This window comes from Streptomyces sp. NPDC097107 (assembly GCF_044762405.1).
In the GTDB taxonomy this organism is placed as follows: Bacteria; Actinomycetota; Actinomycetes; order Streptomycetales; family Streptomycetaceae; genus Streptomyces; species Streptomyces thinghirensis.
The window spans coordinates 1-20,991 of sequence record NZ_JBIWEF010000010.1; the positions used below are offsets into that span (position 1 = coordinate 1).

Genomic DNA, 20,991 nt, shown 5'->3' on the forward strand with positions numbered 1-20,991 from the left:
CGGTTACATTTCGAACCCGGAAGCTAAGCCTTACAGCGCCGATGGTACTGCAGGGGGGACCCTGTGGGAGAGTAGGACGCCGCCGAACAATCATTGCGAGGAAACCCCGCACCGGGAACGGTGCGGGGTTTTCTGCGTTTCAGGGCCAGTCGATATGGCGGCGGGGCCGCTTCGGCCCCGCCCCTTTCCTCTTACAGACGGCCTGCCGCCTTCAGTTCCAAGTAGGCGTCCGCCAGCGCCGGAGCGAGTTCGTCAGGGACCGCGTCGACGATTGTCACGCCGTGCCGGCGGAGCTGGTCCGCGGTGCGGTCGCGTTCCGCCTGTGCTTGTGCAGCCGCCGCGGCCTCGTAGACGGCGTCCGTGTTTCCGCGGGCCTTTGCCATCCGGGAGATGTGCGGGTCCGCCACCGATGCCAGGACGACCGTGTGGCGCTGGGTCAGTCGTGGCAGGACGGGGAGGAGTCCCTCTTCGATCGGGGCCGAGTCGAGTGTCGTGAGGAGCACGATCAGGGAGCGGCGAGGGGCCGACCGGAGGGCAGTGGCGGTGAGGCCGCGGGCGTCTGTTTCCACGAGCTCGGGCTCCAGGGTCGCCATCGTGTTGACCAGGGAAGGGAGTACGTCGCCCGCCGTGCGGCCCTGGACGAGGGCGCGTACTCGGCGGTCGTACGCCAGAAGATCGACGCGGTCGCCGGCGCGGGAGGCCAGCGCGGCCAGGAGCAGGGCGGCGTCCATGGAGGCGTCGAGGCGCGGCGCGTCGCCCACTCGGCCGGCCGAGGTGCGGCCGGTGTCGAGGACGAGCAGGATGTGCCGGTCGCGTTCCGGGCGCCAGGTGCGTACGGCGACGGTGGACTGCCGGGCTGTCGCGCGCCAGTCGATGGAACGGGTGTCGTCGCCGGGGACGTATTCGCGGAGGCTGTCGAATTCCGTGCCCTCGCCGCGGGTGAGCACGCTGGTGCGGCCGTCGAGTTCGCGCAGGCGGGACAGCTTGGACGGCAGGTGCTTGCGGCTGGTGAACGGGGGCAGGACGCGTACCGTCCAGGGGGCCCGGTGGGTGCCCTGCCGGGTGAAGAGCCCGAGGGGGCCGTACGAGCGGATCGTGACGCGGTCCGACCGGCGGTCGCCGCGGCGGGTCGGCCGTAGACGGGTGATCACTCGGCGGCGTTCGCCGGCGGGGACCGTCACGCGGTGGCGGGAGGCCGTCGTCTCCGTACCGGGTTGCCAGCTGCTGGGCGGCCAGGCGTCGCGGACGTGGGCGCGGAGCGGGCGGTCGGACGGGTTGGTGACCGTCAGGGTGACGTCGGCGGTGTCGCCCAGGCGCGTTGAGGTGTCGCCGGAGCGGGCCAGGCGCAGGCGCCGTACCGGGGCGGCCAGTGCGAAGTCGCAGGCGCAGGCCACGACCAGCGGCGCGTTGACCGCGAGGATGCCCGTCCAGCTGGGGTCCCAGATGCCGATGGGCACGGAGCCCAGGGCCGCGAGGAGTGCGGTGCGTCCGGTGAGTGCCATCAGCGGGGCACGGGGACGTGAGCGAGGATCGCGTTGATGACGGAGTCCGTGGTCACGCCCTCCATCTCGGCCTCCGGACGGAGCTGGACGCGGTGCCGGAGGGTGGGGAGGGCGAGGGCCTTCACGTCGTCGGGGGTGACGTAGTCGCGGCCCGTCAGCCAGGCCCACGCGCGAGCCGTGGAGAGCAGTGCCGTGGCCCCGCGCGGGGAGACGCCGAGGGTGAGGGAGGGCGACTCGCGGGTGGCCCGGCAGATGTCGACGACGTAGGCCGTGATCTCGGGGGTGATCGTCGTCTTGGCCACCTCCGCGCGGGCCGCCTCCAGGTCGGCGGCGTTCGCCACGGGGCGTACGCCGGCGGCGTGCAGGTCGCGTGGGTTGAAGCCCGAGGCGTGGCGGGTGAGGACGTCGATCTCGTCCTGGCGGGAGGGGAGGGGGACGGTGAGCTTGAGGAGGAAGCGGTCCAGCTGGGCTTCCGGGAGGGGGTAGGTGCCCTCGTACTCGACCGGGTTCTGGGTCGCCGCGACGAGGAAGGGTTCGGGGAGGGGGCGGGGCGTGCCGTCGACCGTGACCTGGCGTTCCTCCATGGCTTCGAGGAGGGACGACTGGGTCTTCGGGGGCGTGCGGTTGATCTCGTCGGCGAGGAGCAGGTTGGTGAAGGCCGGGCCGGGCTGGAAGGAGAACTCGGCGGTACGGGCGTCGTAGACCAGGGAACCGGTGACGTCGCTCGGCATCAGGTCGGGGGTGAACTGGACGCGCTTGGTGTCGAGTTCGGTGGCTGCGGCCAGGGCGCGGACCAAAAGCGTCTTGGCGACGCCGGGGACCCCTTCGAGGAGGACGTGGCCGCGGCACAGGAGCGCCACGACGAGACCGGTGACGGCGGCGTCCTGGCCGACCACGGCCTTGGCGATCTCGGCGCGCAGTGCCTCCAGGGCGGCGCGGGCGTTGCCCGGGTCCCCGGTCTGCCCGGCGTTGTCAGTGGTCGGGTCCATCATGGACGGCGTACCTCTCTTTCGAGGGCGTCGAGTTGGTCGGCGAGGGCGATGAGGGCCGCGTCGTCGCCGGGCGGCGGGCCGAAGAGGAGGGCGTGCGGGGATTGTCCGTCGCCGTGTTCGCCGTGGAGGTGGGCGGACAGGGCGGGGAGCAGGGCCTCGGGCGTGTGCGCCTGGGAGACGGGGACGCCTACGAGGGGGGCGAGACGGGTGCGGGTGGCGGAGCGAAGAGCGGCGGCCGCGCGGTCGCGGGCGTTGACCTTGCGGTAGAGGCGGGCGCGGCCCTCGGCGGTTTCGGAGGCGCGGATCGCGACGGGGAGTTTCTCGGACACCAGGGGGCCGAGTCGGCGTGCCCGCCACAGGGCCGCGAGGGCGGCGGCGACGAAGAGCTGCAGGGTGGCCCAGAGCCAGCCGGAGGGGAGCAGGTCGAAGAAGCTGCGCTCGTCGTCCGGGGCGGTGGCGTCGGTGAGCGAGGGGAGGTACCAGACCAGGTGGTCGCGGGAGCCGAGGAGTTGGAGGGCGAGCGAGGCGTTGCCGTGCTCGTCGAGGTGGTTGTTGTAGAAGATGTCGGGGGCGCCGAGGACGACTGTGTCGCCCGGGGCGCCTTCCTGGGCCGTCTCTCCGGATGTCTCGGGGATGCGGAGCAGGGTGGCCAGGCGACGGCTGGGGTAGCAGGCTTCGGCTTCGACATGGGCGCTGCTGTAGCGGATGCCTCCGGTGTCGGCGCTGCCCGCGCGGCGGGCGGCGGGCAGGTCGCAGTCGGGGGCCAGCGTCGAGTCGACGCTGAGCGCGGGGTCGGCGGTGACGCCGGGGGCGAGCCGTTCGACGGCGGGGCCGCCCGGGGCCACGAGGACGGTACGGCCGCCGGCGCCCTCGGTCGCGGAGCGCAGCTGCGTCTGCTGGCGTTCGGTCAGAAGGTCGGGGACGGCGACCAGCAGGGTGGTGTCCGGGCCGGCCGCGGCGCGTGCGTCGTCCAGGGTGTCGACCACGCGCGTGGACACGCCCCGGTCGGCGAGGAGTTCGGCGACGGCCCGGCTGCCGTAGGGGTCGGCGGAGCGCGGGTCGAGTTCGCCGTGCCGGGCGTCGGAGCGGATGGCGGCGATCGCGACGGCAGCGACGAGCAGCGCGACGAGCGCGAGCGTGATGCCCCGCGCGCGTGTCCACACCTGGCGTGCGGTGGGCGAGGCCGAGGTGGTGGGGAGCGTGGCCTCGGTGGTCATTCGGCGGCTCCCGGGCGGGTGTTCGAGGCCGCGCTGTCGGTCGTACTGGCGGTCGTGCTGCTTGCCAGTCGCGGCTTGGTGCGCTCCAGGTCGCGGTCGAGTTCGGTGACGCGCCGGTACGACTGTTCGGTGCCGGGGCGGCCGCCGTACGTGACGTCGTCGAAGTCGCGGGCCGCGGCGCGCAGCGGGGCGCCGTGGGCGGGCATTGAACGGCCGGCTTCGGTTGCCGCCTCGTCGGCGGTGCGGCCGGGGCGGATGTCGAGGAGGGCGCGTTCCTCCAGGGCGCGGACGACGGCCCGCATGCGTTCCTGGACGGCCTGGTTCCAGTGGCCCTGGGCGGCGTGTGCCTCGGCGGCGGCGCGGTGGTCGGCGGCGCTGCGGGGGCGGTCGTCGAACAGGGCGGGGGCCGTGGCCGGTTGGCGGCGCGGGGTGCCCAGGCGCCACCAGAGGGCGCCCAGCGCCGCCACTACGGCCACGATGATGACGATCAGGCCGAACGTCCCGCCGGGAGTCGCGGTGGACGCGCTGCTGAACAGTTCGTCGATCCAGTCCCAGAAGGCGTTCAGGGCCCGCTGGAACCAGCCGGGGTCGTTCTCGTGGTACATCCGCTTGGACAGCTCGCGCCGCGCTGCCTCCCGCGCGGGGTCGCGCGGGATCGTCACCGGCGGCTCGTCGCCGGAGCGCGGCAGCGACAGCACCGAGGCCTCGCCGGTGCGCGACAGCGTCCGTACGGCGGTGCGTGACAGCGCGTCTGTGAGAACTCCCCCCGCCGGGCTCACCGCCGCATCAGCTCCCCGGGGTGGTGCCGGGAGCGCCGGTGCCCGGAAGGTTGGCGGCACGGGCCAGTTCGAGGTCGAGGGCCTCGCGGCGAATGCGCTGGTCGATGTAGAGCAGGACGGCGACGCCCGCCGTGATCGGGAAGGTGATCATCGAGCCGATCACCGAGCCGATCCCGAGGACGACGAGGAACGTCCAGCCGAGGTCCCCGGTGCCCTCCAGGAAGCCGCCGACGCCGTCGCCGCCGAGGGTCGCGGCGAGAAAGGCGAAGGGGATGACGATGATCGACGCGACGACGTTCGCGATGATCGTGGCGAGCAGCTGGATGCCGAAGACCCGCCACCAGGAGCCGCGCACCAGCTTCACGGAGCGGCCCATCGCCTTCTTGACGCCCTGCTTCTCCAGCATCAGCGCGGGGGACGCCAGCGAGAAGCGGACCATGAGCCACACCGCGACGACGCCGGCCGCCAGGAATCCCAGAACGGTCAGGGCCACGCCCGCGTCGCCGCCTCCCGCGGCTGTGACGAGGAGACCGGGAGCCATGCCGGCCATGACGATGCCGAAGACGATGAGCAGCAGCAGCACGATTAGGCCGAACAGCTTCGACACCTGCGGGCGGGCATCCCGCCAGGCCTCACCGGTGGTCACCGGCCTGCCGAGTACGGCGCGGCTGGTGACGGTGGTCAGCAGGGCGGTGGCCAGGACCGTGCCGATCAGGGAGATCAGGAAGATGACACCCGAGTTGATCGTGGTGTCGGTCAGGGCGTCGCCGAGTTCGCTCAGGGTGGCGTCGGGGTCGTTGAGGGCCTCGCTGCCGGTGTTGTCCAGGACGAGGCCCTGGAGCAGTACGACGATGATCTCCGTGAAGACCGCGACGGTCAGCGAGATGCCGAGGACCGTGCGCCAGTAGGTGCGCATGGTGGAGACCGCGCCGTCGAGGATCTCGCCGACGCCGAGCGGGCGGAGCGGGATCACGCCGGGCTTGGCCGCGGGCGGGGGGCCGCCCCAGCCTCCTCCCCAGCCGCCGTGCCCGCCAGGCGGGCCGTAGCCTCCGCCCTGGCCGCCGTAGCCGCCGGGGCCTCCGTACGGGCCCGGGCCGCCGTAGCCGCCGCCGGGGGGCGGGGCGCCCCAGCCTTGCTGCGGCGGCGGGGGCGGCGGTGCTTGGCCGGGACCGGTGGGTGCGGGCCACTGGCCGGGTGGCGGCTGCTCCTTGGACCACTTCGTGCCGGGGCTCGTCGGGTCCGCTCCCGGCTGGTCCGCGGGGTGCGCGGGCTGATCGGGGCCGTTGGGGCGGTCGGCGGGCTCGGCGGGGCCGGACGCGCCGGGCTCCCGCCCGTCGGACGGGGCGGATCCGGGCGAGGCCCAGCCCGGAGTGTCGTTCATCGTCGCTCCTTCACGGTGCCCGTCCGCGGTCGCGGCGGCAGGTTGGCAGCCATCGTGCCATGGTGTGGTCGGGTGCGGACCGGGCGCGGTATGGCCTGCGCACCTTCAGTTGTCCGCCCGGTAGGGGGCAGACTGACCGCATGGCTGATCAGGACGCGCGAAGCGGCGAGGACAAGCGGCCGACCGAGATCCCGGCACTGCGCTGGGAGGAACCACCCGAGGGCCCGGTGCTGGTCCTGCTGGACCAGACCAGGCTGCCGGCCGAGGAGGTCGAACTGGTCTGCACGGACGCGTCCGCGCTCGTGGAGGCGATCCGCTCGCTCGCCGTGCGCGGGGCGCCGCTGCTCGGTATCGCGGGCGCCTACGGTGTCGCGCTCGCCGCCGTCCGCGGCTTCGAGGTGCAGGAGGCCGCGGCCGCGCTGGCGGGGGCCCGCCCCACCGCGGTGAACCTCGCCGTCGGTGTGCGCCGGGCCCAGGCGGCTCACCAGGAGGCGCTCGCCAGGACCGGCGACACCCGCCAGGCCGCCGCGGCCGCGCTGGCCGCGGCGCGGACGCTGCACCGGCAGGACGCCGAGGCCAGCGCCCGGATGGCCGTGCACGGGCTGGCGCTGCTGGACGAGCTGCTGCCCGCCGGCGGGCACCGGGTCCTCACGCACTGCAACAGCGGGGCGCTGGTGTCGGGCGGTGAGGGGACGGCCTTCGCGGTGGCGCTCGCGGCGCACCGGTCGGGTCGGCTGCGGCGTCTCTGGGTGGACGAAACGCGTCCCTTGCTGCAAGGTGCTCGCCTGACGGCATACGAGGCGGCCCGCAACGACATGGCGTACACCTTGCTCACCGACAACGCGGCCGGTTCGCTGTTCGCGGCGGGTGAGGTGGACGCGGTACTCGTCGGCGCGGACCGCATCGCGGCCGACGGTTCGGTGGCGAACAAGGTGGGGAGTTATCCGCTCGCCGTGCTCGCGAGGTACCACCATGTGCCGTTCATCGTGGTGGCACCGGTCACGACGGTGGATCCGGACACGCTGGACGGGGCGTCCATCGAGGTGGAACAGCGTCCCGGATACGAAGTGACCGAGGTCACAGCACCACGGGTGCCGGTGGCCGGAGCGGGAGGCGGGATTCCGGTGGCACCCCTGGGGACTCAGGCGTACAACCCGGCGTTCGATGTGACTCCGCCCGAGCTGGTGACGGCGATCGTCACCGAGGAGGGCGCGGTTTCGCCCGTGACGGCGGCGGCTCTCGCTGAGCTGTGTGCCAGGTCACGCCAGGTAACGATTAGCTAATGGGATGATGTCGTTTATGAAGGGACGAGTCCTTGTCGTCGACGACGACACAGCACTGGCCGAGATGCTCGGCATTGTGCTGCGTGGTGAGGGTTTTGAGCCATCTTTCGTAGCCGACGGCGACAAGGCGCTGGCAGCCTTCCGGGAGACCAAGCCGGACCTGGTGCTGCTCGACCTCATGCTGCCCGGTCGGGACGGCATCGAGGTGTGCCGCCTGATCAGGGCGGAGTCGGGTGTGCCGATCGTGATGCTGACGGCGAAGAGTGACACCGTCGACGTCGTGGTGGGTCTGGAGTCGGGCGCCGACGACTACATCGTGAAGCCGTTCAAGCCGAAGGAGCTGGTGGCCCGTATCAGGGCGCGTCTGAGGAGGTCCGAGGAGCCGGCGCCGGAGCAGCTCGCCATAGGCGACCTGGTCATCGACGTGGCCGGTCACTCCGTGAAGCGGGAGGGTCAGTCGATCGCGCTGACGCCGCTGGAGTTCGACCTGCTGGTGGCGCTGGCCCGCAAGCCGTGGCAGGTGTTCACGCGTGAGGTGCTCCTCGAGCAGGTCTGGGGTTACCGGCACGCGGCCGACACCCGGTTGGTGAACGTGCATGTACAGCGGCTGCGCTCCAAGGTCGAGAAGGACCCGGAGAAGCCGGAGATCGTGGTGACCGTCCGTGGCGTCGGTTACAAGGCGGGACCGAGCTGACATGAGCAGGGACAGTGCCGCTTCGGCGCCCGGCCGGTCCGGGGCCCGCGCCGGACGGCCTGTCGGCCACCCGCCCGCAGGCTCCCGCTGGAGCCGTCTGCTGGAGGGTGGACTGCTGCGCGGCGGGGTGCAGGGCAGCCCGGTGCTCCGTCTGTTCTTGCGCTGGGTGCGCCGTCCGCTGCTGCCCGTCATGCGGCTGTGGCGGCGCAACCTCCAGCTCAAGGTCGTCGTCACCACGCTGCTGATGTCGCTGGGTGTGGTGCTGCTGCTCGGCTTCGTGGTGATCGGGCAGGTCCGCAACGGACTGCTGGACGCCAAGGTGAAGGCCTCCCAGAGCCAGGCCACCGGCGGGTTCGCGGTGGCCAAGCAGAAGGCCGAGGAGTCGGCCAGCGTGACCGGTGACGAGGGCGTGCCCGTGGACGGCCGTTCCCCGCAGAACGTCATCCAGTGGATGAGTGAACTGGTGAAGTCGCTCTCCAGCGGCGGCCAGGGCGCTTTCGACGTGGTCACGCTCCCCATGGGCGGGGACAGCGGCAGCGGGCGCGGCCCGCGCGCCTCGGGCTTCGTCAACTGGTCGGCCAGCGTGCCCGAGGACCTGCGGGAGCGGATCGACGGCAGTACGGCGGCGGCGCAGAGCTACACCCGGGTCGTCTACGACTCCGGCCAGTCCTCGCAGCCCGGCCTGGTCATCGGCAAGCAGGTCAACGACCCGAACGGTGAGCCGTACCAGCTGTACTACCTCTTCCCGCTCACGCAGGAGGAGGAGTCGCTCAGCCTGGTCAGAGGCACGCTGGCGACGGCCGGACTCTTCGTCGTCGTACTCCTCGGGGCCATCGCCTGGCTCGTGGTGCGCCAGGTCGTCACGCCCGTACGGATGGCGGCGAGTATCGCCGAGCGGCTGTCCGCCGGGCGGCTGCAGGAACGGATGAAGGTCACCGGCGAGGACGACATCGCGCGGCTCGGCGAGGCCTTCAACAAGATGGCGCAGAACCTGCAGTTGAAGATCAGCCAGCTGGAGGACCTGTCGCGGATGCAGCGGCGGTTCGTCTCCGACGTGTCGCACGAGCTGCGGACGCCGCTGACGACCGTGCGCATGGCCGCCGACGTCATCCACGACGCGCGCGTGGACTTCGATCCGGTGACCGCGCGGTCGGCCGAGTTGCTCGCCGACCAGCTGGACCGGTTCGAGACGCTGCTCGCGGACCTGCTGGAGATCAGCCGTTTCGACGCGGGCGCGGCGGCGTTGGAGGCCGAGCCGATAGATCTCAGGGAGGTCGTACGGCGGGTCGTGGGCGGAGCCGAACCGCTCGCCGAGCGCAAGGGCACGCGGATACGCGTCGCCGGCGATCAGCAGCCCGTCGTCGCCGAGGCGGACGCGCGGCGCGTGGAGCGCGTGCTGCGCAACCTCGTCGTCAATGCCGTCGAGCACGGCGAGGGCAACGACGTCGTCGTCAAGCTCGCCGCGGCCGGCGGCGCGGTCGCCGTCGCGGTGCGCGACTACGGCGTGGGCCTCAAGCCGGGCGAGGCGACCCGGGTCTTCAGCCGCTTCTGGCGGGCCGACCCGGCACGCGCGCGTACCACCGGAGGCACGGGGCTGGGGCTTTCCATCGCCCTGGAGGACGCGCGGCTGCACGGAGGCTGGCTGCAGGCATGGGGCGAGCCGGGCGGCGGATCGCAGTTCCGGCTGACGCTGCCCAGGACGGCGGACGAGCCGCTGCGGGGCTCGCCGATACCGCTGGAGCCGACGGACTCGCGGCGCAACCGCGGGCTGGGCGAGGCCGGCCTCAATGACGCCGGTGCGCCGCACGGCAACGGGAAGACGGCCACCGTTCCGGCGCAGGCGCCGCTCGGGCAGGTGCCCTCGGGGCCCGCCCGGGGCCCGATCCCGTCGCGGTCGGCCACGGTGGCCCCCACGGCCGATCCGACGGCACTGCCCGGCAACGGCGCGCGCGTGGTGCCGCGGCCCGTGTCGGGCGCCCGGAGACAGGACGGCGGGCCCGCGCCGGAGGCGACGAGCCACCCGGACGCCGGACCGGAGCAGCCGGAGGACTCGAGCAGGCAAGGGGAGGCATCTCGTGGGCGCTGACCGCGAGGGAAGCGGTCGGCGGGGGCCGGCACGCGTGGTGGCGTACGCCGTCTGTGGCGTCGTACTGCTGGCGGGGTGTGCGTCCATGCCCGACAGCGGGGACCTGCGGGGCGTGGAGTCCACGCCGCGGCAGGACCCGCAGGTGCGGGTGTTCGCGATGCCGCCGCGGGAGGACGACTCGCCCACGGAGATCGTGCAGGGCTTCCTGGAGGCGCTGACCAGCAACGAGCCGGAGTACGAGACCGCCCGCAAGTACCTGACGGGCGAGGCGGCGAAGACCTGGCGGCCGGAGCGGTCCACGACGGTGCTGACGGGTGGGCCGGGTACCGAGTCCGACCACTCGGGAAGCCGCGACGACGCCGACGACTACTCGGTCACGCTGACCGGCACCCGGGTCGCCGCGGTGGACGCTCAGCGGTCGTACTCGCCGGCGGACGGCGAGTACCGGGAACCGGTGCACCTCACCCGGGACAACAAGAGCGGGCAGTGGCGCATCGATGATCTGCCGCAGGGCGTCATCATGGGTAAGTCGGACTTCCAGCGCACCTTCATGTCCGTCAACAAGTACTACTTCGCCTCGAACACCGTTCCCGTCACCCAGGCCGGTACGAGCTCGCAGCCGGCGGCCGTCGCCGATCCGGTCTACGTGCGCCGGCTCGTGGACCCCATGACCCAGGTGGTGCGTTCCCTGATCAGCGGGCCGACGAGCGTGCTCGGGCCCGTGGTCAGGTCGAGCTTCCCGACCGGTACGGCGCTGGCGAAGGACGCCGACTCGCTGACGCCCGACGACCGCAACAAGCTGACGGTGCGGCTGAACGAGCGGGCGGCCGGCGTCGGCGACGACACGTGCGACGAGATGGCGGCTCAGCTCCTCTTCACGCTCCAGAACCTCACCCCGGTGGTGGACGAGGTCGAGCTGCGGTCGGGTGATGAGCGACTGTGCTCCCTCACCGAGGACCGGGCCGAGACGGTCGCGACGCGCGGCTCGGCCCAGCGGCCCGACTACCTGTACTTCATCGACGACGAGGAACGCCTGGTGCGCATCGCCGCGGGCAGCAGCGGGACCCGGCCGGAACCGGTCCCCGGTGCGCTGGGCGAGGGCGTGACGGCCCTGCGGTCGGTGGCGGTGTCACGGGACGAGCACAGCGCGGCCGGCATCCGCCTCGACAACAAGTCGCTGTACGTCGGCTCGCTGGTGTCGGGTGGTTCGCTCGGTGACCCCGTGCTGGTCAGCAAGGGCAAGACGGAGGAGAACCGGCTGACGCCGCCCAGCTGGGACGCACAGGGCGATCTGTGGATCGCCGACCGTGACCCGGCCGACCCCCGCCTGCTGCTGCTCAAGGAGGGCAAGGGCCGGCCCGTGGAGGTGCGGACCCCGGGGCTGGACGGGCGGATCCGGGCCGTGCGGGTGGCGGCCGACGGGGTGCGGATCGCGCTCATCGTGGAGAAGGACGGCGAGCGGTCCCTGCTCATCGGACGGATCGAACGGGACGGGGGGGCCGGCGAACCGTCCTCGGTCACCGTCCTCGAACTACGCTCCGCGACGCCGGAGCTGGAGGAGGTCACGGCCATGTCGTGGGCCGGTGACAGCCGGCTCGTAGTGGTCGGGCGCGAGCGCGGGGGCGTCCAGCAGATCGGATACGTGCAGGTCGACGGCTCCACGCCGGAGGCCTCGGTGCCCGCCGCGCTGACCGGCGTGAAGGAGATCGCCGCGACCGAGGACGAGCGGTTGCCGCTGGTGGCGTACTCGGAGGACGTGATCGTGCGGCTGCCGTCGGGGCTGCAGTGGCAGAAGGTCACGGAGGGGACGGCGCCGGTCTATCCGGGGTGAGGCATCCGGCTTCGCCGCCGTGCACTCGTGTGGGGGACGGGTGACGGGCAGCGCTCGGAGTTTTCCACAAGGAGCTCACCAGCGTTTTCCACAGGCCTGGTCGAGCCCCGCGGGCCTTGGCACAGTGGTGGCCATGCGGGGATTACGGGAATGGTGGCGGGACCTCACCGACCTGGTGCTGCCGGCCGAGTGCGGAGGCTGCGGCAGGGCTCGCACGGTGCTGTGTCCACGGTGCCGTACGGTCCTGAGCGGCGCCGTACCGCGCCGGGTGCGGCCGGTGCCGGAGCCGCCGGGGCTGCCGGTGGTGCACGCGGCCGCCCGGTACGCGGACGAGGTACGGGCCGCCCTGCTGGCACACAAGGAGCGCGGCGTGCTGGCCCTTACGGCACCGCTCGGCGTGGCGCTGGCAGGGGCGGTGGGGGCCGGGCTCCGGGAGGCACGGCGGGGCTCCGGTGACGCGGGGGCCGTACGCGTGCGGGGGCCGGTGCTGCTCGTGCCCGTGCCGTCCGCGCCCCGGGCGGTGCGCACCCGCGGGCACGACCCGGCGCGGCGGATCGCTCTCGCGGCCGCGGGGGAGCTGCGGCGGGCCGGGACGTCCGCCCGGGTGCTGGCCGTGCTGCGGCAACGGCACGCCGTGGCCGACCAGTCGGAGCTCGGGGCCCGGCAGCGGCTGCACAATCTCGCCGGAGCGCTGGCGGTGGCTCCCGGCGGTGGCCGGCTGCTGTGCGGGGGCGGGCCGGTCGTCCTCGTCGACGACCTCATGACGACGGGGGCGTCCCTGACGGAGGCGGCGCGTGCCCTGCGCGAGGCGGGGGCCGGGGCCGGGGCGAAATCCGCTGTGTATCCGGCGTCGGCAGGGGAAGGCAGAGAGGAACGGAAGGCCGGGCCCCGAATGGCGGGCCCGAACGAAGGCGGTGGCGTGATCCGTGAAGCGATCTGCGCGGCAGTGGTCGCGGCTTCACCAGATTCTTTCGAAATAAACCGGAACTGACTAGAAAATTGCTTCGTTGCAGATAATGAGAGGCTCAATTCACCGGAACGGAGGTGCGTCGCGGTAGAGGGTGACGACATCCGTCCGGGCGAGATATGTTCGGTTGTGAGGCAAAGCCGCAGGCCACACCTCTCAAATCCGAATGCCGTACTGCGGGTTTCACCGTCATCACCCGCACCGGTGGAGTGGAGATCTCGCCCGCGGGGGAGGAGGTGGAAGTCACCGAGTCCGAGGTTCCGGGGTAGACCGGAGCCTGGTGCAAAAGGGAGATGCTCCGCCATCGAAGCGGAGCGATCCGGGAACGGAGTTCTGCGTGGACATCGTCGTCAAGGGCCGCAAGACCGAGGTGCCCGAGCGGTTCCGGAAGCACGTGGCCGAGAAGCTGAAGCTGGAGAAGATCCAGAAGCTCGATGGCAAGGTGATCAGCCTCGACGTCGAGGTGTCCAAGGAGCCGAACCCCCGGCAGGCCGACCGCTGTGACCGAGTGGAGATCACGCTCCGCTCCCGCGGTCCGGTGATCCGGGCGGAGGCAGCGGCGAGCGACCCGTACGCGGCGCTCGACCTGGCGGCGGAGAAGCTCGGTGCCCGGCTGCGCAAGCAGCACGACAAGCGCTTCTCGCGCCGTGGTGCGCGCCGGATCCCGGCGGCGGAGGTCGCCGACCACGTCCCCGGCGCGGCGACGCTCAACGGGAACGGCGACGTCGTCCCGCCGGAGAAGCAGGACGGCGTACCCACCAAGAAGATCGGCTCGCTGGAGGTCCAGGGCGACGGCCCGCTCGTCGTCCGCGAGAAGACCCACGCGGCCGCGCCGATGACCCTCGACCAGGCGCTCTACGAGATGGAACTGGTCGGGCACGACTTCTACCTGTTCGTCGACTCCGAGACCAAGGAGCCCAGCGTCGTCTACCGGCGGCACGCCTACGACTACGGCGTGATCCACCTCACCACGGACACGATGGTCACCCAGGCGCACCCCACCGAGGCGGGTGACGCTCTCGGCGGCTGACGACGCCGGGTGACAGCGGAACCGGTGCCCCTGGAGCGCGTGTGCGCCCCCAGGGGCACCGGTGTGCGACGGTGCGCGAGGGTGTGCGACCCCTTCGTGGCCCGCTCGGCCACCCCCGTGTCGGCCGGGCATGGAATCATGGCGGCAACGGCCCAACCGGTGGGTCGTTGCTCTGGGTTGGCGATGGCTCAGGACGACGGGCCACAGCCTTCAGGGGGAGGAACGATGGCGGACAGTTTCGGACCGATGCGGGGCGCGGGCGTCGACGGGGGGATCGACGACGGAGTCGCCGGCATGGGCTCGGACGCGGGCTCCGCGCGCAAGGAGCCGATCAGGGTCCTGGTCGTGGATGACCACGCCCTGTTCCGCCGCGGACTGGAGATCGTGCTCGCGGCCGAGGAGGACATCCAGGTCGTCGGGGAGGCCGGTGACGGCGCCGAGGCCGTGGAGAAGGCCGCCGACCTGCTGCCGGACATCGTCCTGATGGACGTGCGGATGCCCAAGCGGGGCGGGATCGAGGCCTGCACCTCCATCAAGGAGGTGGCCCCCAGCGCGAAGATCATCATGCTGACGATCAGCGACGAGGAGGCCGACCTCTACGACGCGATCAAGGCGGGTGCGACCGGTTATCTCCTCAAGGAGATCTCGACGGACGAGGTGGCCACCGCGATTCGTGCCGTGGCCGACGGACAGTCGCAGATCAGTCCGTCCATGGCGTCGAAACTGCTCACCGAGTTCAAGTCGATGATCCAGCGGACCGACGAGCGCCGGCTCGTTCCCGCGCCGCGGCTCACGGACCGTGAACTGGAGGTCCTCAAGCTGGTCGCCACGGGAATGAACAACCGGGACATCGCCAAGGAACTGTTCATCTCCGAGAACACCGTGAAGAACCACGTGCGCAACATCCTGGAGAAACTGCAGCTGCACTCCAGGATGGAGGCCGTGGTGTACGCGATGCGGGAGAAGATCCTCGAGATCCGCTGACGGCCGCAGCCGAAGCCGAAGCCGGCCGAAGCCGAAGGAGCTGACGGCCGACGCCGACGGCCTTGCGCGGGTCAGGCCAGCAGGCGGGTCAGTTCCCTCGTGAGGGGCTCGCGCAGGTCCCGGGCGTCGACCCGCTCCACGCGTACGTCCGTGCAGTCCACCCAGCCCGCCGCCTCGACCAGGGCCTGAGCGACCGCCGGGGCCGCCTTGGGGCCGTCCAGCGTGACCTGCTTGGCGACCAGGGTGCGCCCCTCGCGCGCCGGGTCCACGCGGCCGACGAGCCGGCCGCCTGCCAGGACGGGCATCGCGAAGTAGCCGTGCACCCGCTTCTGCCTGGGCACGTAGGCCTCCAGGCGGTGGGTGAAGCCGAAGATCCGTTCCGTGCGGGCACGGTCCCAGATCAGGGAGTCGAAGGGCGAGAGCAGCGTCGTGCGGTGCCGGCCGCGCGGAGGCGTCTCCAGGGCCGCGGGGTCCGCCCAGGCCGGCTTGGACCAGCCCTCCACGGTGACCGGGACCAGGCCCGAGTCGGCGATCACGGCGTCGACCTGCTCACCCTTGAGACGGTGGTAGTCCGCGATGTCCGCGCGTGTGCCGACGCCCAGGGACTGGCCGGCCAGGCGGACCAGGCGGCGCAGGCATTCGGCGTCGTCCAGCTCGTCGTGCAGCAGCGCGGCCGGGACCGCGCGCTCGGCCAGGTCGTACACCCGCTTCCAGCCGCGGCGCTCGACGCACACCACCTCGCCGTACATGAGCGCGCGCTCGACGGCGACCTTCGTACCCGACCAGTCCCACCACTCGCTGGTCCTCTTCGCGCCGCCCAGGTCCGTCGCGGTGAGCGGGCCCTCGGTGCGGAGCTGCTTGACGACCTGGTCGTAGGCGCCGTCGGGGAGGGAGTGGTTCCAGTGCGGGCGGTTTCGGTAGGCGCGGCGGCGGAAGGCGAAGTGCGGCCACTCCTCGATGGGGAGGATGCAGGCGGCATGGGACCAGTACTCGAAGGCGTGCGTGTCCTGCCAGTAGGCGTCTTCGACCGCTTTGCGGCCCAGTGCGCCGAGGCGGGCGTACGGGATGAGTTCGTGGGAGCGGGCGAGGACCGAGATGGTGTCGAGCTGCACCGCGCCCAGGTGACGGAGGACACCGCGGACGCCTGCGCGGCGGTCGGGGGCGCCGAGGAAGCCCTGTGCGCGGAGGGCGAGGCGGCGGGCCTCTTGCGCGGACAGTTCCGTGGCGGGGGGCGGGAGGGTCGTCATACGTCCGCACGATAAGGGGTGGGTCTGACAGTGAGGGGTGGCGTGCGGGGGTGTGGGCGGGGGTGTGGGCGTGGTTGCGAGGGCCGGTTCGCAGGGCGCCCTGCGTCGGTGCGGGCCGGGGGTGGGTGCGCAGCCCGACGTTGAGGTGCTTCCCCCACGCTTGGCTTCCCTCACTCTCGGTTTCTCCCCCACGCTCGGCTTCTCCCTACGCTCGGCTTCTCCCTACGCTCGGCTTCTCCCTACGCTCGGCTTCTCCCTACGCTCGGCTTCTCCCCACGCTCGGCTTCTCCCCACGCTCGGCTTCGCTCGCGCGGGGGACCCCCATGAGCGGGAGCTGTGCGGTGAGGCTGCCCGCAGTTGCGCGGGGCGTGGCTATGGGGCCGGCAGGTACGGGGACGTTGAGGGAAGGGAGAGGTCTGAGGGGAGGAGGGAGCCGATCCAGGCGTCGCGGCGGACGCCGTTGTTGTTGATCGCGGAGCGCAATGTGCCCTCCATGGTGAAGCCCGCGCGCTGGGCCACCGCGCGGGAGGCCGTGTTGCCGACCTCGGCGCGCCACTCCAGGCGGTCGATCGCCCGGTCGGTGAAGGCCCAGCGGGACACGGCGACGGCGGCCTCGGTGACGTAGCCGTGGCCGCGGTGTTCCTTGGCGCCCCAGAAACCGATCTCGCCGACGCCCAGGGAGATCATCGTGATGCCGAGCATCCCGGCCAGGTCCCCGGTGGGGAGGAAGACGCCGAAGGTGAACATCGAGGCGTTCGCCCAGCCGTCGGGGACCATCTGCTCCGTGAAGCCCCGCGCGTGCTCCTGGAGGTAGGGCGAGGGGATCGTGGTCCAGCGCTGGATGCCGGGATCCTGGCAGGCGGCGTACACGGAATCGGTGTCCCGGGGGCCGACCGTGCGCAGGACGAGGCGGTCGGTGGTGAGCGTGAGGGGTTCCATCGGCCGATTCTGCGCGGCGGTCCGCGGCGGACGCCATGTTTTTGCCGTGTGTGAACGGACGGTCACTTTTCGCGTGATTCGTCGGCGGGCGCGGCACCATCCGCGGTGCCCGGACGTTGAACTCGATGACAGCAGACCGGAAGCTGGATGAAGGAGCACGGTCCCCGTTACAGCAGGCTCCCGGGGCGGCGGGGTCCTCGCATACGATGGCCGTTGCTCAGTCCGTCACAGGAAAACGACCGTCCCAGGCCCGACCGGCAAGGAGACCAACCCCCGTGTCCGTCCTCTCGAAGATCATGCGTGCAGGCGAAGGCAAGATCCTGCGCAAGCTGCACCGCATCGCGGACCAGGTCAACTCCATCGAAGAGGACTTCGTCGACCTCTCCGACGCCGAGCTGCGGGCCCTCACCGATGAGTACAAGCAGCGCTACGCCGATGGTGAGAGCCTGGACGACCTGCTTCCGGAAGCCTTCGCCACCGTCCGTGAGGCCGCCAAGCGCGTCCTGGGACAGCGGCACTACGACGTGCAGATGATGGGCGGCGCGGCCCTGCACATGGGCTACGTGGCCGAGATGAAGACCGGCGAGGGCAAGACCCTCGTCGGCACACTGCCCGCCTATCTCAACGCCCTGTCCGGCGAAGGCGTGCACATCGTCACGGTCAACGACTACCTCGCCGAGCGCGACTCCGAGATGATGGGCCGCGTCCACAAGTTCCTCGGGCTGAACGTCGGCTGCATCCTCGCCAACCAGACGCCGGCCCAGCGCCGCGAGATGTACGGCTGCGACATCACCTACGGCACGAACAACGAGTTCGGCTTCGACTACCTGCGCGACAACATGGCGTGGTCCAAGGACGAACTCGTCCAGCGCGGCCACAACTTCGCCATCGTCGACGAGGTCGACTCCATCCTCGTCGACGAGGCCCGTACGCCGCTGATCATCTCCGGTCCGGCCGACCAGGCCACCAAGTGGTACGGCGACTTCGCCAAGCTGGTCACCCGCCTGAAGAAGGGCGAGGCGGGCAACACCCTCAAGGGCATCGAGGAGACCGGCGACTACGAGGTCGACGAGAAGAAGCGCACCGTCGCCATCCATGAGTCCGGCGTCGCCAAGGTCGAGGACTGGCTGGGCATCGACAACCTCTACGAGTCGGTGAACACTCCGCTCGTCGGTTACCTGAACAACGCCATCAAGGCCAAGGAACTCTTCAAGAAGGACAAGGACTACGTCGTCATCGACGGCGAAGTCATGATCGTCGACGAGCACACCGGCCGTATCCTCGCCGGCCGCCGTTACAACGAGGGCATGCACCAGGCGATCGAGGCGAAGGAAGGGGTGGACATCAAGGACGAGAACCAGACGCTCGCCACGATCACGCTCCAGAACTTCTTCCGTCTCTACAAGCGCCACGACCACAACGGCAAGGAACTGCCCGGCCTGTCCGGCATGACCGGTACGGCCATGACCGAGGCCGCCGAGTTCCACCAGATCTACAAGCTCGGCGTGGTGCCCATCCCGACCAACCGGCCGATGATCCGCAAGGACCAGTCGGACCTGATCTACCGCACCGAGGTCGCGAAGTTCGAGGCGGTCGTCGACGACATCGAGGAGAAGCACGGCAAGGGCCAGCCGATCCTCGTCGGCACCACCTCGGTCGAGAAGTCCGAGTACCTCTCGCAGCAGCTCAGCAAGCGCGGTGTCCAGCACGAGGTGCTCAACGCCAAGCAGCACGACCGTGAGGCCACGATCGTCGCCCAGGCGGGCCGCAAGGGTTCCGTGACCGTGGCCACGAACATGGCCGGCCGTGGTACGGACATCAAGCTCGGCGGCAACCCCGAGGACCTCGCCGAGGCGGAGCTGCGCCAGCGCGGCCTCGACCCCGAGGAGCACATCGAGGAGTGGGCCGCGGCCCTGCCAGCGGCGCTGGAGCGGGCCGAGCAGGCGGTCAAGGCGGAGTTCGAAGAGGTCAAGAACCTCGGCGGCCTCTACGTGCTGGGTACCGAGCGGCACGAGTCGCGGCGTATCGACAACCAGCTGCGCGGCCGCTCCGGCCGTCAGGGCGACCCCGGCGAGTCCCGCTTCTACCTCTCCCTGGGCGACGACCTGATGCGGCTGTTCAAGGCCCAGATGGTCGAGCGCGTGATGTCGATGGCGAACGTCCCGGACGACGTGCCGATCGAGAACAAGATGGTCACGCGCGCGATCGCGTCCGCCCAGTCGCAGGTGGAGACGCAGAACTTCGAGACGCGTAAGAACGTCCTGAAGTACGACGAGGTCCTCAACCGGCAGCGCGAGGTCATCTACGGCGAGCGGCGCCGCGTTCTGGAGGGCGAGGACCTGCAGGAGCAGATCCAGCACTTCATGAACGACACGATCGACGCGTACGTGCAGGCCGAGACCGCCGAGGGCTTCCCGGAGGACTGGGACCTCGACCGTCTGTGGGGCGCCTTCAAGCAGCTCTACCCGGTGAAGGTCACCGTGGAGGAGCTGGAGGACGCGGCCGGCGACCGGGCCGGGCTGACCGCCGACTACATCAGTGAGTCCATCAAGGACGACGTCCAGGAGCAGTACGAGGCGCGTGAGGCGCAGCTCGGCTCCGAGATCATGCGCGAGCTGGAGCGCCGGGTCGTGCTCTCGGTCCTGGACCGCAAGTGGCGCGAGCACCTCTACGAGATGGACTACCTCCAGGAGGGCATCGGCCTGCGCGCGATGGCCCAGAAGGACCCGCTGGTCGAGTACCAGCGTGAGGGCTTCGACATGTTCCAGGCCATGATGGACGGCATCAAGGAGGAGTCCGTCGGCTACCTGTTCAACCTGGAGGTCCAGGTCGAGCAGCAGGTCGAGGAGGTCCCGGTCGAGGACGCGGGGCCGTCGCTGGACAAGGGCAAGCAGGACGCCGTTCCGGCTCAGGCGGGCGCCCGTCCGGAGATCCGCGCCAAGGGACTCGACGCCCCCCAGCGCCGGGGACTGCACTTCTCCGCCCCGACCGTGGACGGCGAGGGCGGTGTCGTCGAGGGCGACTTCACCACCGACGGCGAGCCCGCGCAGCCCCAGTCCGACGGGCTCACGCGCGCGGAGCGCCGCAAGCAGGCCAAGGGCGGACGTCGCCGCAAGAAGTGACAACGCGGTGCCTTCGGGCGCCGTAGCGGTGGAAGGGCCGGGCACCTCCGGGTGCCCGGCCCTTCGGCCTGTCCCGGCGTGCGGCGCCGGTCGTCGTCGGTCTCAGTCGTCGTCGGTGTGCGGTCGGCGGGGACCGCCCAGTTCCACCGCCGTGCAGCGCCAGCGCAGGTCGCGGCCCTGTTCCAGCCGGAAGGCCATGGCGCGCAGCTGGTCGCCCGCGCCGATCCGGGCGAAGACCTCCAGGGCGCCCGGCCGGGGCTCGAAGTAGCCGATGTCGCGGACGACGGGCAAGGTGCCGCGCGTGCGCAGGGGGCCGCGTTCGGCGAGGTGGGCCAGATCGTCGTAGGCGCGGCCGGCGGTGTGGCGGAGCATCGAATGGACGGGGCGCCGGCCGCTGAGCACGTTGAGGAGGAGCTCGGCGAAGCGGTCCGTGGGGCGGAGCTGCGGGACGGGACGGCGAGGGGTCTGGGCGGGGACGAGAGGCGCTGCCGTGTCCGGGGCGGCCGGGTGTACGGCCGGGACGGCGGGGGCCGTCACGAGGGCGCCCGCCTCCGCGCGCGGGACCGTCCCGGTGGCCCCGCCCGGGCCGGCCGTGGGCGGGCGGGTGTCCGCCGGCCGCGTACGGGCCCGCGGAGACCTGCCGGGGGCGCCCGGCGGGCGGCCACCGGGCGCCCCGGCCCGCACGACACGTCCGCCGGGCCTGCGGGGCGGCACGCCGCCGGGTGCGCGGGACGGGGAGGTCCCGGGTGTGCGGGGCGGCACGCCGCCGGGTGTGCGGGCAGGGGTGGTGGTCGGGGTGTGCAGCGGTGCGGTGCCGGGCGGCCGGGGCGTGGGGTCGCCGTTGGGCCCGCGGGGCGGGGTGGGTGCGAGCGGGCGGTCGGGCGTGCGGAGCGGCGTGCTGCTCGGGGTGAGCTGGGACCTGGTCATGACCTTGCGC

At 71.7% G+C, this 20,991-nt stretch carries 16 protein-coding genes and 1 rRNA gene; 9 read left to right on the plus strand and 8 right to left on the minus strand.

Translation table 11 applies throughout. From position 1 onward, the window contains the following. Positions 1–88 (plus strand): 5S ribosomal RNA (rrf, locus tag ACIQ1J_RS23690); the annotation flags it as partial. Positions 89–191: 103 nt separating this feature from the next. On the opposite strand, the gene ACIQ1J_RS23695 is transcribed toward rrf, so the two are convergent. The 5 genes from ACIQ1J_RS23695 to ACIQ1J_RS23715 are packed head-to-tail and all read right to left on the minus strand — an operon-like array spanning position 192 to position 5,871. Beyond that, positions 192–1,502, minus strand: coding sequence for a DUF58 domain-containing protein (locus ACIQ1J_RS23695; RefSeq protein WP_403559729.1), 1,311 nt, complete (start codon positions 1,500–1,502; stop codon positions 192–194). After that, positions 1,502–2,491 (minus strand): MoxR family ATPase, encoded by a 990-nt coding sequence (locus ACIQ1J_RS23700; RefSeq protein ID WP_210960804.1) that lies wholly within the window; start codon positions 2,489–2,491, stop codon positions 1,502–1,504. Before ACIQ1J_RS23700 ends, ACIQ1J_RS23695 begins: the two co-directional genes overlap by 1 nt. Beyond that, complete coding sequence (locus ACIQ1J_RS23705; protein WP_403559732.1) at positions 2,491–3,711, minus strand: DUF4350 domain-containing protein; 1,221 nt, start codon at positions 3,709–3,711, stop codon at positions 2,491–2,493. The genes ACIQ1J_RS23700 and ACIQ1J_RS23705 overlap by 1 nt, the downstream gene beginning before the upstream one ends. Next, on the minus strand, positions 3,708–4,490 hold the full coding sequence (locus ACIQ1J_RS23710) for a DUF4129 domain-containing protein (protein WP_403559735.1): 783 nt from the start codon (positions 4,488–4,490) through the stop codon (positions 3,708–3,710). The genes ACIQ1J_RS23705 and ACIQ1J_RS23710 overlap by 4 nt, the downstream gene beginning before the upstream one ends. A gap of 7 nt (positions 4,491–4,497) precedes the next feature. Then, the gene (locus tag ACIQ1J_RS23715; RefSeq protein WP_403559738.1) at positions 4,498–5,871 is read right to left on the minus strand and encodes a glycerophosphoryl diester phosphodiesterase membrane domain-containing protein; all 1,374 of its coding nucleotides are present in this window, start codon (positions 5,869–5,871) and stop codon (positions 4,498–4,500) included. A gap of 140 nt (positions 5,872–6,011) precedes the next feature. Here ACIQ1J_RS23715 and mtnA point away from each other — a divergent pair, with 140 nt between their 5' ends. The 7 genes from mtnA to ACIQ1J_RS23750 all read left to right on the plus strand — a co-directional run bounded on the left by mtnA (position 6,012) and on the right by ACIQ1J_RS23750 (position 14,746). Continuing rightward, on the plus strand, positions 6,012–7,154 hold the full coding sequence (mtnA, locus tag ACIQ1J_RS23720; RefSeq protein ID WP_403559741.1) for an S-methyl-5-thioribose-1-phosphate isomerase: 1,143 nt from the start codon (positions 6,012–6,014) through the stop codon (positions 7,152–7,154). 4 nt (positions 7,155–7,158) lie between these two features. Beyond that, positions 7,159–7,848, plus strand: a complete 690-nt coding sequence (mtrA, locus tag ACIQ1J_RS23725; RefSeq protein ID WP_193776289.1) for a two-component system response regulator MtrA — start codon at positions 7,159–7,161, stop codon at positions 7,846–7,848. A gap of 1 nt (position 7,849) precedes the next feature. Continuing rightward, the gene (gene mtrB / locus ACIQ1J_RS23730) at positions 7,850–9,934 is read left to right on the plus strand and encodes an MtrAB system histidine kinase MtrB (RefSeq protein ID WP_403559745.1); all 2,085 of its coding nucleotides are present in this window, start codon (positions 7,850–7,852) and stop codon (positions 9,932–9,934) included. Then, the gene (locus tag ACIQ1J_RS23735) at positions 9,924–11,765 is read left to right on the plus strand and encodes an LpqB family beta-propeller domain-containing protein (RefSeq protein ID WP_403559748.1); all 1,842 of its coding nucleotides are present in this window, start codon (positions 9,924–9,926) and stop codon (positions 11,763–11,765) included. Before mtrB ends, ACIQ1J_RS23735 begins: the two co-directional genes overlap by 11 nt. Before the next feature lie 133 nt (positions 11,766–11,898). Further along, entirely contained in the window at positions 11,899–12,756 is an 858-nt protein-coding gene (locus tag ACIQ1J_RS23740) for a ComF family protein (RefSeq protein ID WP_403559751.1), read from the plus strand. Between the two features lie 313 nt (positions 12,757–13,069). Next, positions 13,070–13,762, plus strand: a complete 693-nt coding sequence (gene hpf / locus ACIQ1J_RS23745) for a ribosome hibernation-promoting factor, HPF/YfiA family (RefSeq protein ID WP_403559754.1) — start codon at positions 13,070–13,072, stop codon at positions 13,760–13,762. A gap of 225 nt (positions 13,763–13,987) precedes the next feature. Next, positions 13,988–14,746 (plus strand): response regulator transcription factor, encoded by a 759-nt coding sequence (locus tag ACIQ1J_RS23750; RefSeq protein WP_210960781.1) that lies wholly within the window; start codon positions 13,988–13,990, stop codon positions 14,744–14,746. A gap of 71 nt (positions 14,747–14,817) precedes the next feature. On the opposite strand, the gene ACIQ1J_RS23755 is transcribed toward ACIQ1J_RS23750, so the two are convergent. Further along, positions 14,818–15,993 carry a winged helix-turn-helix domain-containing protein gene (locus ACIQ1J_RS23755; RefSeq protein ID WP_403559757.1) on the minus strand — a complete coding sequence of 392 codons (1,176 nt, stop codon included), beginning with the start codon at positions 15,991–15,993 and terminating at the stop codon, positions 14,818–14,820. Between the two features lie 372 nt (positions 15,994–16,365). Next, positions 16,366–16,932, minus strand: coding sequence for a GNAT family N-acetyltransferase (locus ACIQ1J_RS23760; protein ID WP_403559760.1), 567 nt, complete (start codon positions 16,930–16,932; stop codon positions 16,366–16,368). 275 nt (positions 16,933–17,207) lie between these two features. Between ACIQ1J_RS23760 and secA the strand changes: the two genes are divergently transcribed. Then, the gene (gene secA / locus ACIQ1J_RS23765; RefSeq protein WP_403559762.1) at positions 17,208–20,054 is read left to right on the plus strand and encodes a preprotein translocase subunit SecA; all 2,847 of its coding nucleotides are present in this window, start codon (positions 17,208–17,210) and stop codon (positions 20,052–20,054) included. A 102-nt stretch (positions 20,055–20,156) separates the two neighbouring features. Here the strand turns inward: secA and ACIQ1J_RS23770 are convergent, their stop codons facing one another. Then, a complete protein-coding gene (locus tag ACIQ1J_RS23770) occupies positions 20,157–20,981 on the minus strand; it encodes an Rv3235 family protein (RefSeq protein ID WP_403559764.1) in 825 nt (274 codons plus the stop codon). Between the last annotated feature and the right edge of the window lie 10 nt (positions 20,982–20,991).